We start from the raw sequence: 15,118 nt of genomic DNA on the forward strand, positions 1-15,118 counted from the left end.
AAAAACCACAAAATAAGCCAGGATTTTGAGCACCTGAGTTTTCATGGCACAAGAATAGATGACCTCAGTCTTAAAAAAGGCGAAATAGCATTGCACCTTGAAAAAGTCTACATGCAAGAAGACCATGCAGAGAACACTTCAAATAGAAAGCTTTGCTTAAATAATTGCACTCTGAACTTTTCAAAAGCAATAAAGTCAGATGCCAGTGTTAATGTCTATATTCCAGAAGAAACACTAAAAAAACATCCAAATATCCTATTAAAACCAGAATTTGATATTCCAATCAAAGATCTTGTCAGTATCACTAAATGCGAACACCTAAAAAAATTTTACTCGATTTCTCATTATGGGTTACTACTGGTCTAGTGAATACAAAATCACCGGTTGGGTTAAATGGGAAATCATTGCTGCCGAATTTACTTTCAGTTGGGAGTCTGCAGAGCCCATTGGTCCAGCGATTCCCTACCAAACCGAGATAGCTTAACCACCTAAAATACACGACGAATGCTTGTTTGCCTCTAACAGCCATGTTCTAATACGTGGATAAGATAATAATAAAGGTAATACCATGGCACGACACGGGATAAGCTTTGAAGAGGTCTGTGAAGCAGTGGACTCCATATTAAAGCAAGGTGAAAGTCCAACGATTGCTCGTATTCGCGAAACGTTAGGGCGTGGCAGTTTAACCACAATTAGTCGCCACTTTAATGACTATAAAGCCCAACATCATATAGAAAATAGCGATCAGTTAACAAATAGCTACTCAGATCCAGTAAGCCGTGCTGTTGAAAGCGTTTGGCAAAAAATGCGTCAAGAAGCTGACGAAGAAATTGCTCAAATTAAAGAAACTAGTCAGGCAGAAATACGTAATTTACAACAAATACTCAACGATGTAGAGCTCAACCTAGATGCGACGCAACAAGAATACCAGCAACTCACCATAAAACACGAACAATTACTAGAAAATCATAATGAGCTTGAAACCCGCCATCAAGCCCTACAAGCTGACCAACAGCTTAAAACTGAACAATTGCATGCTTTACAGCAGCTTCATCAAACAAGCCTCACCCAATATCAAAACCGCATCGAGGAGCTCACCTCTCAGCTTAACGAGGAAAAAGAACTTTTTAAAAATAATCAACAAAAATTGCAGCAACAATATTTTTCACACTGCAACCAGATAGAAAAGAACAATGAAATTAAAATAAATCAATTAAAAAATAATTTAAAAAATCATAAAATCAACATCGACGAGCTAACAGCAGACCTTCATCATACACAGCAATTATTAACCAAAGAAAAAACAGAAAACAACTTATCCAAAAATATTAAAGCACAAACAGAGCAGTTAATAACTATTATCCAAAACCACCAAAATCAGCAAGACTCTGACCTCGCAGATCTGCAACAACAACAACATCATTTTAATCAAAAGCTAGCCGATCTAATTAGCGAGCAACAGCAACATAGCGAGCTCAAGCGATTTATCATCAGAAAAGCACTAAAAAAAACGGAGAAAAATATGAAAAAAACACTCATCGCCGCCGCCTTAAGCCTAGGCCTGTCAACAGCAAGCTTCGCTGGTTTTGTTGGCCCCAGCAGTTACGAATTCAATACGATAAAAGCCGTTAAAGAACATGCCAAAGATGATACGCACGTCACTCTAACTGGACATATTATCAAACAAGTCGGTGATGATAAATATACTTTTAAAGATGCCACAGGTGAAATTACCGTAAAAATCAAATCCCGTTATTTCCCCAGCCAAGACATTACACCAGCCACCAAAATTAAGCTTACAGGGGAAGTAGATAAAGACATGCTAGAAGCAACAAAAATCAAAGCAGAAAAGCCAATTGAAATACTAAAGTAAACTTGCGCTTATCTTCTTTTCTCTTCTATAGCGCTGCTGCTCACCGAGCAGCTTCTCTCTTTAATGTAAATAAACTAGCTTATTGCACGCATTGATGCCACAGAACTCGCCTGCTTACGCGCTGAAATAATCTGCAGTACCCAGCTGGCAAAAAATGCAATGACAAACAAAGCAACAATCACCACCCCCCCCGCTGATAGTCTACAACATTATAAACTGGCGAACCGTCAATGATTTTCATCGGACCATGCCAACCAATCAACCACCCCATCAACGGCTGCATAATCAGTGCAGCACTCATGGTAATCATATTGACAAAGCCCACACTCGCCCCACCTGCACCGGCAGCAGCAATCTGGCCTGAAAAGGCAAAACAAATCACATAACCGCTAGCGGCAATACCGGTCAAGACCAATAACAAAAGCAATAAACCAAAACTTAAATGCGGATAAAAAATAATCACTGCCATTAATATGGCAGCAATAAAACTGCCGATCATCATCGCCGGTGGTTGCAAACGCGGTGAATGAGCGACGCCACCCATCACCGACGCACCTATTGCAATGCCAATAAAAATTGCCGAAACCGTTAACGCTGCATCACCAATATTCAATGCATAAATACTCGCCAAGGCCGGTGCGCCCCACAGCGCTGCAAATACAGAGACAATAGCAAACAAACAAAAACTGATAATACCCGCAAGCCACTGGCGAGGCTCACGCACAATCACCTGCAGATGCGCCCAAACCGGCTCACCTTTCACAGGTGGGCTATAATCATGTTTAGGAGCAACTTTGGGGTGTAAAGCAACCCATAAACCAACAGTAATCACGGCTCCGATAACACCCACCGCATACATCGCTCCACGCCAACCAAAATCTTGCAATAAAACAGCAAACGTATGCTCGCCCAAAGCAGTCCCTAAAAAGCCAATACACTCGGAAATACCAACGATCACAGCAAATAATTTTAACGGGAAGTAACTACGTGCAGCACTTAAAATGCCAATAAAACCAAAGGCACCTCCCGCCCCCGTACACATACGGCCAATAATTAACCAAGATAAATGATCGGCACTGGCAAAAATAAAACTGCCGATCGCACACAAGGCAGCGGCCGTTGGCAAAACATAACGCTTTGCATAGCGATCAAGAACTAAGCCAGCAGGAATCTGCATAATTAAAAAGACATAAAAAAAGGATGAGAGCACATAGCTTAAACTGACTGAATTCAAGTCAAAGCCTTTCATCAACTCATGGGTCATCAAGCCACCGACACTTTGCAAGGAAAACTGGTAAATACCAAAAATACACGCCATCATCCAAGCAATATAACGACGCCATTGCGATCGTTTGATCGTTGTATTCTCTAATGTCATCTTTGATACCCTCCTCTAAGCAAGCCATCCATGTTAACACGCATTTTTTCATGCCAAAAGCAAAAAATCCACCTTCATTTGTAAAGATATGCTAAGCTTGGCTCTGGACTGAATCAGGAGTATCTATGAACTACAAGGTCAGCTGGTGGAACTTAGAAAATCTGCTTTTACCCAATACTGCCAAACGTTCCAGTAAGCTTAAAAAGCGTCATAAAAAAACATTAAAGCATTGGACAGAAGAACGTTATCAGCAAAAGCTTGATAACCTAGCTCAAACCATCCGCCAATTCCATCAACATGATGGCCCTGATCTTCTCGCCATTGGTGAGATCGACTCAGAAGCTGCTCTGCATGACCTGATCAAGCAGCTTGCCAAGCTTGACTTACACTATCATGGCCATCTCGCGAGCACCTCAGACCCTAGACGTATGCATGTCGGCCTACTCTATCGCCCAAACCTCTTCACCATAGCGCAACAAGAAAGCTTATTTGTTCCTGCCAGCAAGAAAACACGCGATATCTTAAATATTCAACTGCAAACCGAGCAAGGCCAGCGCATTCATTTACTTATTAATCATTGGCCGTCTAAACGCAACAACCCGGCTGACCGCTTAAAAGCGGCTCACTGTCTAAAAGATGCATTAGAACACTGCACAGCGCCCGCACTCATCTTAGGTGACTTCAATACCCAGCCTAGCGATAACCTATTCAATGACCTAATCACAGAAAGTGAGCTTCATCCCTTATTTAACTTGCCTGCAGAGCCAACTTATTTTCATCACCACCCAACCGGCACCACGCCCATCAGCTTAGATTTTGCTTTTATTTCAAAAGAGTTTACAACAAGCTCAACCTGGCAAGCATCGATGCTTTTCTTAGAAAAACAGCATCAAAACGAATTAGAGCGACCACAGGCTTTTATGCGTTCGAACCTTAAAGAATTTAACGAAGATGGAGCAAGCGATCATTTTGCAATCTCGCTCACTCTCGAAGAAAAGATAAACTAACAGGTTATAGTATCAACTAGCCCATCTGAGACTGTTGGTAATTCTCAATACCCAGGCGATCAATCAGACCAAGCTCAGTATCCAAGAAGTCTAAGTGATCTTCTTCATCACTTAAAATCTTCAATAACAAATCACGAGAAACGTAATCCGCTTTCTCCTCACAACACTTAATCGCATCGCGTAACATAGGAATTGCGATAAGTTCCATTTTGCGATCACATTTTAGAATTTCTTCAACATTTTCACCGATATACAACTTACCCAAATCTTGTAAATTTGGTAAGCCCTCTAAAAATAAAATACGCTCAATCAAGGCATCAGCATGGCGCATTTCCTCTAGAGATTCTTGGTACTCTTTCTCACCAAGCTTCGTTAAACCCCAGTCTTTCAACATACGAGCATGTAGAAAATATTGATTAATAACAGTAAGTTCATTTTTTAAGATTGCATTGAGGTGCTCAATGACTTTTGCATCACCTTTCATCGGCCAGCCCTATATTTAGTTCTAATTTAGGTGGACCATACCGCAAAGGCACTCTTTTGCCAAGAGTTTCATTGATATTTTTCAAGGAATGGTTAAAACCAAATTAACCCGCAGCAGATAAGTTACCGCCGCATTGCTCGCTTAAAGCGCCCTTTAATACTTCTTTTGCACAAGAGCCACAACGACCACACTGCATAGCCACTCCATAGCCTTTACACAGCTCACGCATCGAACTCACCTGGCCATCTTCTACGGCTTGATAAATCTGCTTATCTGTCACTCGATTACATATACAAACGTACATAAATACTCCTTCTATGTTCTACCACTAATGATAATACAAATGATAAGCGTTATCAACAAAGAGCTATTCTTAAACAATTTGACATCACTTTCTATCAAATCACTGCAAAATGATTATCACTCTTCTTACTATTAGTTTTAGTACAAAACCCTCCTGCCAGTAAAAAATAGCTTATAAACAAATAGTTAAACAAACCCAAATGGCCTTTAAATTTTAATATTACTTTAACCAACAAAGCTTAACCTACTGCTAGTATTTGTTAATTATGTATGACTGCAATCTCTACATGAATAAAAAGTGATAGTGCGACATTATGGGAAAATTTAAAAAATACTATAACGATATTGATATTGGCGACGAATTTATTACAGATTCTAGACAAGTTACTCGTGAAGAAATTATAAAGTTTGCCCAGGAATTTGACCCACAGCCGATGCATTTAACAGATGATAGTGCTCCTGAGTATTTTGACGGCATCATCGCCAGCGGCTATCACACCATCGCACTTGCCACCCGCCTTGTAGTCGATTGTGATATTTTTGCTGGTACGCCACTGCTTGGCTCTGGCATAGACAAAGTCCGCTGGCTGGCCCCACTTAAGCCTGATGATGAAATTTGGGCAAAAGCAACAATTAAGAATAAATATTTATCACCCACGCGCCACAATCTAGGCTTTATCACAATAAAAGTCAAAACCTACTCTAAACCCGAACAACTTATTTTAATTAAAGAATGCAAAGTTGCTGTGCCACTACAACCGCCGAGCTAAAATTGTTATGGGTCAGTGTTGAGGTTTATTTTTTTTAAAAAACACAGTCGGTATTTTTCCTTTTAATAACACTTTAAGCCGATTAATAAAATAATACATAATAGGCAAAACAAATAAGGTCATCATCGTCCCGATGCTCATCCCGCCAATAATCACCCAACCCAACTGATAACGCGCCTCAGACCCTGCACCGCTGGCAAGAACTAACGGCACAGCGCCTAATACCATGGCCGCTGTTGTCATCAAGATTGGACGAAAACGCACTCTTGCCGATTGTTTAACTGCATCTAATAGGTTTTTACCCGACTTTCGCGCTTGGTTAGCAAATTCAACAATTAAGATACCATGCTTGGAAATCAGGCCAATTAAAGTCACCAGGCCGATTTCTGTATAAATATTTAAACTACCACCAATCAAAAACAATGTCCCTAAAGCCCCTGCAATCGAAAAAGGTACACTGATTAAAATAATCAAAGGGTCAATAAAACTTTCAAATTGAGCACTTAGGCTTAGATAAATAAACACCAATGCCGCAATAAAAATAAAGTAAACGGAACTACCTTCTTCTAAATATTGGCGTGTACTCCCCGAGGTTGTATAAGACATCTGTGAGGTTAAATCATTTTTTAGCCGTTGCATCGAGAAAATCCAACGCTTGCTGTGTACTATAACCATGACTCAATGTTGCTTGGATCGTCACCGAACGTTGGCTCTGAAAGTGATTTAGGCTGGAGGGGCTGATCGTCATTTTTACTTGAATTAAATCACGCAATGGCACTTTACTGCCATTTTCAGCGGTTACATATAACTGATTTAAATTTGCTATTGAAGTCTGGTAAGAGGCTGTTACTTGCGGGATCACATAATAAGTCAAACCATTATTTACAAACTCGCTAGTTTGTGGTTCTGCCAATGCATTGGTCAAGACAGTTGCAATATCACTGACAGAAACACCTAAACGCGTCGCCATATCACGCTGAATCGTCACGCTGTATTCAGGTTTATTAAACTGTAAATCTGTCATTACCCGACCAAAGCCAGAGTTTTGATGAATCGCTTGCAACATTTTATTCACGCTAGTTTCAAGGCCATTATAATCCCCATTGGTTTTAATAACGAACTCTATATCATAGTTATCGTGAGAAGTTGGTAAACTCGGCGGCAAAACAAACATGGTTTTTGCCCCAGGAATGCTTGCAGCCTCTTGATTTAATTTTCGTGCAATCTGCTCTGCACCTAACTTACGCTGATCTTTGCTGGTCAGCTGAATCATCAACATGCCGTTACTCTGATTACCACCAAAGCCATTAATCACCGTCACATTAGTTACACCAGCGACTTTACTAGCAAGCTCACGCAATTTCGCTGTGTATTTTTCTGTGCTCGCCACACTCGCCGCCATAGAACCTTGTACAATACCGATCACCGTATTTTGGTCTTCCTTTGGTGCAAGCGTACTATTTTTAGCCAAAGGAATAAAATATAACCCCCCACATAAAATAACGGTTCCTGCCAGCATAAAACATTTAGTTTTTTTATTAAATGCTTTATCTAATAATAAACTATATCGATCACGTAATTTTGTTAGAAATTCTTCTATTTTAAGCTGCCAACGCGCCTGTTGATGTGGCCTCATCATTTTTGCACACATCATCGGTGATAACGTCAAAGCAACAATACCCGATAAAATCACGCTCGCAGCTAAACTAAAAGCAAACTCTCGAAACAATGACCCGGTAATTCCCGTGCTAAAACCAATGGGCGCGTACACAGCCGCGAGCGTTAGCGTCATCGCAATAATGGCAAAGCGAATTTCACGCGCCCCTTTAATCGCTGCTTCAAATGGCGTTAAACCTTGTTCTATATATCGATGAACATTTTCAAGAACCACAATAGCATCATCGACCACCAAACCAATGGCCAAAACAAACGCCAGCAAAGTTAACACATTAATGCTGTAGCCAAGCGTATACATCAATGCAAAAGTACCGACTAAAGAAACTGGAATCGTCACAATTGGAATCATTAATGCCCGAAAAGAGCCAATAAAAAGCAAGATCACCGCAATGACAATCGCCACCGCAATCATCACCGTATGACTCACTTCTGTCAGTGAATCTTGAATATAAGATGAGGTATCCCGAGCGATCCGTGCAGATAACCCTTGTGGAAGCTGCTTTTGAATCTCAGCAATCTCACTTTTCACCGTTTTTGCAACCGCAAGTGGATTCGCTTCACTTTTTGCAATAATCGAGACTCCAACAGCCGGCTTACCATTAACATAAAGCGACGACGTCTTCGTTTCAGCCCCTAATTGGGCATGACCAATCTCACTAAAACGCACATATTGATCACCATTATTTTTGATCACTAGGTTATTAAACTGCGCGGCTGAATTTAAACTTGAATCGATATTAATATTAATCACTTGACTATTAGTCGTAATGCTACCTGCTTGTGCAAATAAATCATTATCATCCAAAGCCGTGCTAACATCTTGCGTTGTCACACCGAGCGCTGCCATCTTTGCAGGATCTAACCATAAGCGCATTGCATAGGTTCTTGGACCTAAAATATTCGCTTGCGCCACCCCCGATAAGTTCGCCAACTGTGGCTGCACAACACGTTGTAAATAATCATTAATCGCCTCAGGCGTGAGTTTATCACTGGAAAAGCTAATCACCATCATTGGTGTAGAATTAGAATCGCCTTCCTTAATCACCGGCGTATCTACCCCAGAAGGTAATTTTTTTAATACTGGCGTTAAATCATTATTAATTTCTATCAAGGCTTTATTCAGATCAGCATTTAAATTTAAATTCACCGTAATTCGGCTACTTCCTGCTGAGCTGGTTGAACTGACATAATCAACTCCACTAATGCCTTGCAAAGCCTGCTCTAAAGGCGTTGTCACAAAGGCTTCAACAAGACTTGCACTTGCGCCTGAATAGCTTGTATTAATAGTCACCACATTTGAGCTGACTTCTGGGTACTGACGCACTGTGAGTTTATTATAAGCAATTAACCCGGTTAAAAAAATCACCAGGCTTAGTACACAAGCGAGCACAGGGCGTTTGATAAAAAGATCAGTAAATTGCATGGTGTTATCCTTTAACTTTGGGTGACTTTAACTTTTGCACCATTATGCAGATTCACATTATTTAAAATAATTTTCTGACCTAAACTCAAACCTGATTTTACGATAATTTGGTCATCCGTATTTGACCCAAGTGAAACTGCCGTTTGTATCGCCTGACTTTGGTTATTGATCGTATAAACATACGCTCCTGTTGAGTCATATTGCACCGCAGTTTCTGGAATTTGTAACAATTGCTTAGGCTCGCTCGTATGTAACTTCACACTGACAAGTTGTCCAGGTAATAACAAATGATTAGAGTTATCAACTTCTGCTCGCAATGTTAACGTGCCCGTTTCTGAATTAATCTGAGGCTCTACAGCAACCACCTTGCCACTCACATGCTGAACAGGGACAGTTTGTGTGCTAACTTCTATCACTTCACCCAGCTTAGCCTGCAATACATCTTGTGAAGGCACACTAAAATCAACCCACAGATGGTCTAAATTCTGCAAACTCACCACTGTATCGCCCGCACTTAAATAGCTACCTGAAGTGGTATCGCTAATACCTATTTTACCACTAAAAGGCGCTTTGATTTGTGTTTTGCTGTAGGCAGATTGCGCCTGCTCTAATAAACCTAAATTGGCTTTTACGGTAAACTCTGCCTGGTCTAGGTCTTGCTGTGATATCGCATTTTTCTTGTATAAAGATTGATCGCGCTGATACGTCAACACGCTTAGGTTATAATCTGCCTGCGCTTTATCCAGCTGCCCTTTTTCATTCGTTGAATCTAAACTTAGCAATAACTGCCCCTGACTGACATTATCACCCGCTTTAAAGGCTACATTTGTGACCTCTCCGGCCACCTGCGTCTTTAATGTCACTCCTTGCTGTGCTTTTAGCGTCCCCACAGTTTGAATCGCAGGTTGATAACTCGTAGAACGAACCACTGCCTCATGCACTGTAATCGCCAGATTCATTTTTTTGCAAAGGAGGGTTTAATTTTTTTGAAACTGCAAACAAGCTAAAAACAACCCCTAATAAGCAGATCATCACCAAAACTAGAGTAAATTTTTTACGCAGCAAAGATAATTCCTTAACTATCAATAAATTAAATAAATCAATCGCCGCTCCATCCATATGCCTTCAATAAAAGATAAAGCCCAAGACAAGTGTAACAAGCGCGTGTGCATAACTCTGCAAAGTGAGCTTCAAGAGGGGGTTAAGAAATGTAAAGGGAATACCGCACTAAGCAATATTGTAAAAGGTCTTGTGTGAGAGCTAGAGAGTGTATTTAAACCTCCTTTTTTTTGGGTTAAGATCAACATGAAAAAATCTGAATGACGATTTAATACGGGGTCATCAAAAGAGCTAACTGGCTGACCTCAAAAAGTTGCTCAAAGAACTTTATTAAGTGTCAGCCCCTGTATTATTTATTATTTTTTCTTCCAGCTTGTTCCTGCTGCATTGTCTTCTAATACAATCCCCTGCTCTAGCAATTCATCTCGCACCCGATCCGCCTCAGCCCAATTACGTTCATCACGTGCCTGATTGCGCTTGGCAATCAGCGCTTCAATCGCCTGAGCATCAACCTGGCTGCCGCACTCCCCCCCATTTTAAAAACTCTTCTGGATTTTTTTGAGCGATGCCTAAAATACCCGCGAGCTGCTTTAATAAGCTAGCATAAGGCGCGGCTTTTTCCATCGAGTCTTCACGTAAGCGATTCACCTCACGCACTAGCTCAAACAAAACAGCCAGCGCTTCAGGCACATTAAAATCATCATCCATCGCCTCGAAAAAACGCGCTTCAAAGCTAGTTCCTGTTAATGCTTGAGTGTTTTCTGGCATATCTTTTAATGCGGTATAGATTCGGCTCAGCGCACTACGCGCACCTGAGACAGTCTCTTTAGAGTAATTTAATACGCTGCGATAGTGAGAAGATAGTAAAAAATAACGCAAGGTTTCAGCATCAACTTCTTTTAATACATCGCGTATGGTAAAAAAAGTTGCCCAAAGACTTAGACATTTTTTCCTTATTGATCTGAAGCATACCCGTATGCATCCAGCAGTTCGCATAAGGCCGATCATTGGCCACTTCAGATTGAGCGATCTCATTTTCATGATGCGGAAAGCTTAAATCACCACCGCCGCCGTGAATATCAAAATTAGCGCCAAGTGCTTCACGTGACATGGCTGAACACTCAATATGCCAGCCTGGACGACCCTGCCCCCAAGGCGACTCCCAAAAAGGTTCACCCGACTTTGCTGCTTTCCAAAGGACAAAATCCAGTGGATTTTCTTTTTGCTCACCGACCTCAATGCGGGCACCACAGCGCAAATCATCAATCGACTGATTCGATAACTTGCCATATTCAGCGAATTTTTCAACGCGATAATAGACATCGCCATTATCTGCCGCATAGGCCATATCTTTATTGATAAGCTCTTTAATGAGTTCTTGCATCTGAATAATCGTTTGCGTCGCCCGTGGTTCTTGGTCGGGCGGCAACATGCCCAAACAAGCAAAATCCTCATGCATGGCGGCAACAAAACGATCAGCTAAGGCAATAGCATCTTCACCATTGTCATTAGCACGCTTGATAATTTTATCATCAACATCGGTGATATTACGCACATAAGTCAGCTCATAACCTTTTGCTCGCAAGTAACGGGTAATGACATCAAAGGCCAAAAAGGTCCGTGCATGCCCGACGTGACAATAGTCATAAACAGTCATACCACACACATACATGCCAACCTTACCTGCAGCAATTGGCTTAAACTCTTCTTTTTTGCGCGTTAAACTGTTATAGACTTGCAACATACATCAAGCTCCTTCAATTAATTTGACTGCATCCATCAAGCGGCTAATCAGCTGCTCTTTTCCTAATAAACTCACCACAGGACCTAACTCTGGTCCATGCCACTGTCCGGTTAAGGCCACCCGTAACGGCTGGAATAGTTTCTTACCTTTTACGCCTGTTTGTTCTTTAATTCCTGAGGTTAGATTTTTCCAAGTGCCATCGCCAGCCTCTGCACAACTTACAGCGGCTTTGAAAAAATCGATTCCTGCTTCAGCTAACACATTTTTTTCAGTTTCTTCAAGACTCACCCCCTGAAACAACATCTGGACTAATTCTAGAGCATCTTTAGGAAACACAATATTTGGGCGCACAGTATCAATAAAAAGCTGCTTTTGAGAGGCGGGTACTCGATCATGCACCTCTTGGCCCATCCACTGCCATAGTGTCTCAGCATCAATGTGTAATACGGCTTCTTTTTGCCAATACTTTAACTGCTCTTCATCATAACGCGCCGCAGATTTAGACAATGACGCTATTTTGAAATTTTTAGCGAGTTCATTAATGCTCGAGAAACCTAAATCACCAAAATAATGCCCCAAACGAGCCATATAATTCACAACAGCTTCAGGCAAATAACCATCTTCACGCAAATCACGAATACTAAAACTACCTTCGCGCTTCGATAATTTATTACCCTCTTTGCTGGTAATCATTGAAATATGACCATAAGTCAGCTCAGGCAAGCCCAACGCCTTTAAAATCATCAGCTGACGCGGTGAATTGGTTAAGTGATCTTCTCCACGCAAAACATGCGTGACTTTCATGAGCGAATCATCGATGGCATTACAAAACATGAACGACGGAGTGCCATTAGAACGGCGGATAATAAAATCACCAATATCATCACTGTTAAAGCGCTGTAAGCCCTTTACAGCATCGGTAAAGTCAATAGTCTCACCTCGCGGCAGACTAAAACGCAAAGAGGCTTTTTGGCCTTCGGCAAATTTTGCTGCAACTTCTTCAGCACTCAAACTACGACAAGTCCCGGGGTAACGTGGTGGTTGTCCTGCGGCACGCTGGGCTTTTCTGACCATCTCCAACTTGCTTTCAGAGCAAAAACACGGATAAGCCAATTTTTTATCAATTAATTGTTGATAATAACCATTATAAAGATCATGACGCTCCGACTGAAAATACGGCCCATACTCACCATTAACCTCAGGTCCTTCTTCCCACTGAATGCCTAACCATTGTAAATCTTCTTGTACTGCATCAACATATTGCAGCTCGGAACGCTCTTCGTCGGTATCTTCTATCCGCAAAACAAATCGACCCTCACTCTCACTGTGAGCTAACAACGCGCTAAATAACGCCGTACGAACATTCCCTAAGTGCATTAAACCCGTTGGGCTAGGAGCAAAGCGTGTCTTCATGTGGATACCACTATCACCTTGTATTCTTAAATTATCTCGACCAAAATTGAGTATCGCTATCGCGAAACGGCCATTATAACGTAAAATAGCCAAATAGTTCATAGATAGTTCACAGACATTTAATTTCAAAGGCAATTTTAAACCCAATGACAACACCTCTGTATCAAGCCCTCTTTATCTCTGATTTACACCTAAGCCCAGAGCAACCCAAATTAATCGAGCTGTTTTTAGATTATCTGACTGATACTGCAAGACACAGCCAAGCGCTCTACATCTTGGGCGACTTTTTTGAGTTCTGGATTGGCGATGATGACCCTGAACCGCTGTACCAGAAAATTCAGAAAGCATTACAACAGCTTAGCACTCACCAACACACTAAAATTTACTTTATGCCCGGTAATCGTGACTTTCTATTAGGTCAAACATGGTGCCAAGCGGCCGGTATCACTTTACTTACAGATCCAACAGTCATTACGATAAACAACCAGAACATTTTACTCAGTCATGGCGATTTATATTGCACAGACGATACTAGTTATCAGCGCTACCGTCATTGGGTCAGAAAACCTTGGCTGCAACGCTGTTTTTTTGTCTCTGCCATTATCCTGGCGGCTTAAGGTCGCCAATAAGATTCATAGCGCAGGCCGAAAGAAACAGGCTGGCTATTCAAAACCGATAGATATTAATCAAAAAGCGATTCAACACTATAGCCATCACTACCAAAGCAATACCCTGATTCATGGCCATACTCACCGCTTAGGCTGGCATCAGCATACAAACACTCAACGTTGGGTGCTTGGCGATTGGCGTGACCATGCCACCGACTTATGTATATTTTCCAGTGGCAAATGGCAGTTACGCGACCACTTGCCATAACAGAATCAACTACAATTAAGGTCATGCCCTCGTAAACTCAGGTGAGAACCTCTTATGGATATTTTACTTGCTGAAGATGACCTTGCTGACCAAAACCTCATCAAACTGGCCTGTGCCAAATCAAAAGGTCAACATGAGTTGCATATTGTTGAAGATGGCGAACAAGCCTTGCAATACCTGCGTCGACAGGGTAGTTTTAGCCAGGTCCAAACGCCCGACCTGATCATTCTTGACATCAATATGCCTAAACTTTCCGGACTTGAGGTATTAGACCAGCTCGCTCAAGAACCCAAGCTAAAACAGATCCCGATCATTATTTTAACCACCTCTGATCTCGAGCAAGATCAAAATCACTCTTACACCGAAGGGGCAAAATCATTTATCACTAAGCCCGCCAGCTTCGATGAATACATCACCCTCTTCGATCGCTTCGACGAGGATTGGTTTCGTATTGTCTGCCAACGACAAAACTCAACACAGAGTAAAACCACCAATGTAATCCCCTTCACAAGAAAGAATTAAACATTGAAGATTGACTATACTGATAAATAGGGGTCTATAGAGGAGCTAAGCAAGAGGCTGTTTGCATGTCAGGAGTATTAGATACGGTCGATCAACGAACAAATTTAGTCGGACAAAATCGGCTAGAGATCCTGACGTTCCGTCTACTTTCAGGTCCTAAATTCGCAATTAATGTTTTTAAGGTTCAAGAAGTTTTAATTTGTCCAAAGCTCACGCGCTTTCCCAAAAGTAGTTCGTGCACCGTCGGTGTTGCCCATATTCGTGGCGTGACCATGTCCATCATCGATCTTGGCAAAATGGTTGGTCTTGAGGGCATTCCAGATGATAAGGTTAACGAAGGCGTGCTCATCATCACCGAATATAATCGCTCAATCCAAGGTTTTCTAGTTCATGAGGTTGACCGTATTATTAACCTAAATTGGGATACAATCACCCGCCCCCCCTGGAGGCATTGGCCGCGACAATTATTTAACCGCCGTCACTAAAATCGATGATGAGCTCATAGAAATTCTCGATGTTGAGAAAGTTCTTGCCGAACTTCAAGACAAAGCAGTAAAAATTGATAAAAAATCTATTGATGACAGTTTAA

At 41.5% G+C, this 15,118-nt stretch carries 16 protein-coding genes and 1 pseudogene; 8 read left to right on the forward strand and 9 right to left on the reverse strand.

The genetic code is table 11. The features are described from left to right. Together BGC07_RS03510 and BGC07_RS19230 are read left to right on the forward strand one after the other, a co-directional pair. The coding region (locus tag BGC07_RS03510) for a hypothetical protein (RefSeq protein WP_235602887.1) at window positions 1-366 on the forward strand (366 nt) is incomplete at its 5' end. A gap of 202 nt (window positions 367-568) precedes the next feature. Next, window positions 569-1,873, forward strand: coding sequence for a NirD/YgiW/YdeI family stress tolerance protein (locus tag BGC07_RS19230; protein WP_077216737.1), 1,305 nt, complete (start codon window positions 569-571; stop codon window positions 1,871-1,873). Window positions 1,874-2,051: 178 nt separating this feature from the next. On the opposite strand, the gene BGC07_RS03520 is transcribed toward BGC07_RS19230, so the two are convergent. Continuing rightward, window positions 2,052-3,251 (reverse strand): MFS transporter, encoded by a 1,200-nt coding sequence (locus tag BGC07_RS03520; protein ID WP_235602888.1) that lies wholly within the window; start codon window positions 3,249-3,251, stop codon window positions 2,052-2,054. Between the two features lie 125 nt (window positions 3,252-3,376). On the opposite strand from BGC07_RS03520, the gene BGC07_RS03525 reads away from it, so the two are divergent. Beyond that, entirely contained in the window at window positions 3,377-4,258 is an 882-nt protein-coding gene (locus BGC07_RS03525; RefSeq protein ID WP_069311982.1) for an endonuclease/exonuclease/phosphatase family protein, read from the forward strand. A gap of 16 nt (window positions 4,259-4,274) precedes the next feature. On the opposite strand, the gene bfr is transcribed toward BGC07_RS03525, so the two are convergent. Together bfr and BGC07_RS03535 are read right to left on the reverse strand one after the other, a co-directional pair. Continuing rightward, entirely contained in the window at window positions 4,275-4,742 is a 468-nt protein-coding gene (gene bfr, locus BGC07_RS03530; protein ID WP_069311983.1) for a bacterioferritin, read from the reverse strand. 103 nt (window positions 4,743-4,845) lie between these two features. After that, window positions 4,846-5,046 (reverse strand): (2Fe-2S)-binding protein, encoded by a 201-nt coding sequence (locus tag BGC07_RS03535; protein ID WP_069311984.1) that lies wholly within the window; start codon window positions 5,044-5,046, stop codon window positions 4,846-4,848. Window positions 5,047-5,359: 313 nt separating this feature from the next. Here BGC07_RS03535 and BGC07_RS03540 point away from each other — a divergent pair, with 313 nt between their 5' ends. Further along, the gene (locus tag BGC07_RS03540; RefSeq protein ID WP_069311985.1) at window positions 5,360-5,815 is read left to right on the forward strand and encodes a MaoC/PaaZ C-terminal domain-containing protein; all 456 of its coding nucleotides are present in this window, start codon (window positions 5,360-5,362) and stop codon (window positions 5,813-5,815) included. 12 nt (window positions 5,816-5,827) lie between these two features. Here the strand turns inward: BGC07_RS03540 and BGC07_RS21630 are convergent, their stop codons facing one another. The 6 genes and pseudogenes from BGC07_RS21630 to gltX form a co-directional block, all read right to left on the reverse strand. Beyond that, window positions 5,828-6,454 carry an efflux RND transporter permease subunit gene (locus BGC07_RS21630; protein ID WP_235602889.1) on the reverse strand — a complete coding sequence of 209 codons (627 nt, stop codon included), beginning with the start codon at window positions 6,452-6,454 and terminating at the stop codon, window positions 5,828-5,830. Next, a complete protein-coding gene (locus tag BGC07_RS03545; protein WP_235602890.1) occupies window positions 6,435-8,915 on the reverse strand; it encodes an efflux RND transporter permease subunit in 2,481 nt (826 codons plus the stop codon). Before BGC07_RS03545 ends, BGC07_RS21630 begins: the two co-directional genes overlap by 20 nt. An 11-nt stretch (window positions 8,916-8,926) precedes the next feature. Beyond that, window positions 8,927-9,856 (reverse strand): efflux RND transporter periplasmic adaptor subunit, encoded by a 930-nt coding sequence (locus BGC07_RS03550; RefSeq protein WP_235602891.1) that lies wholly within the window; start codon window positions 9,854-9,856, stop codon window positions 8,927-8,929. Next, window positions 9,849-10,034: a hypothetical protein gene (locus BGC07_RS21635; RefSeq protein ID WP_235602892.1), complete on the reverse strand. Its 186-nt coding sequence runs from the start codon at window positions 10,032-10,034 to the stop codon at window positions 9,849-9,851. The genes BGC07_RS03550 and BGC07_RS21635 overlap by 8 nt, the downstream gene beginning before the upstream one ends. A gap of 296 nt (window positions 10,035-10,330) precedes the next feature. Beyond that, a pseudogene (gene cysS, locus BGC07_RS03555) lies at window positions 10,331-11,718 on the reverse strand (cysteine--tRNA ligase). 3 nt (window positions 11,719-11,721) lie between these two features. Then, window positions 11,722-13,278 (reverse strand): glutamate--tRNA ligase, encoded by a 1,557-nt coding sequence (gltX, locus tag BGC07_RS03560; RefSeq protein WP_235602893.1) that lies wholly within the window; start codon window positions 13,276-13,278, stop codon window positions 11,722-11,724. On the opposite strand from gltX, the gene BGC07_RS21640 reads away from it, so the two are divergent. From BGC07_RS21640 to BGC07_RS03575, 4 genes are all read left to right on the forward strand, one after another. Continuing rightward, window positions 13,278-13,748 carry a UDP-2,3-diacylglucosamine diphosphatase gene (locus tag BGC07_RS21640; RefSeq protein ID WP_235602894.1) on the forward strand — a complete coding sequence of 157 codons (471 nt, stop codon included), beginning with the start codon at window positions 13,278-13,280 and terminating at the stop codon, window positions 13,746-13,748. The genes gltX and BGC07_RS21640 overlap by 1 nt on opposite strands. Continuing rightward, window positions 13,720-14,007, forward strand: a complete 288-nt coding sequence (locus tag BGC07_RS21645) for a metallophosphoesterase family protein (protein ID WP_235602895.1) — start codon at window positions 13,720-13,722, stop codon at window positions 14,005-14,007. Before BGC07_RS21640 ends, BGC07_RS21645 begins: the two co-directional genes overlap by 29 nt. A gap of 54 nt (window positions 14,008-14,061) precedes the next feature. Beyond that, complete coding sequence (locus BGC07_RS03570) at window positions 14,062-14,529, forward strand: response regulator (RefSeq protein ID WP_069311986.1); 468 nt, start codon at window positions 14,062-14,064, stop codon at window positions 14,527-14,529. 65 nt (window positions 14,530-14,594) lie between these two features. Further along, a complete protein-coding gene (locus BGC07_RS03575) occupies window positions 14,595-15,014 on the forward strand; it encodes a chemotaxis protein CheW (protein WP_235602896.1) in 420 nt (139 codons plus the stop codon). Window positions 15,015-15,118: the final 104 nt, after the last annotated feature.

The organism is Piscirickettsia litoralis (assembly GCF_001720395.1).
In the GTDB taxonomy this organism is placed as follows: Bacteria; Pseudomonadota; Gammaproteobacteria; order Piscirickettsiales; family Piscirickettsiaceae; genus Piscirickettsia; species Piscirickettsia litoralis.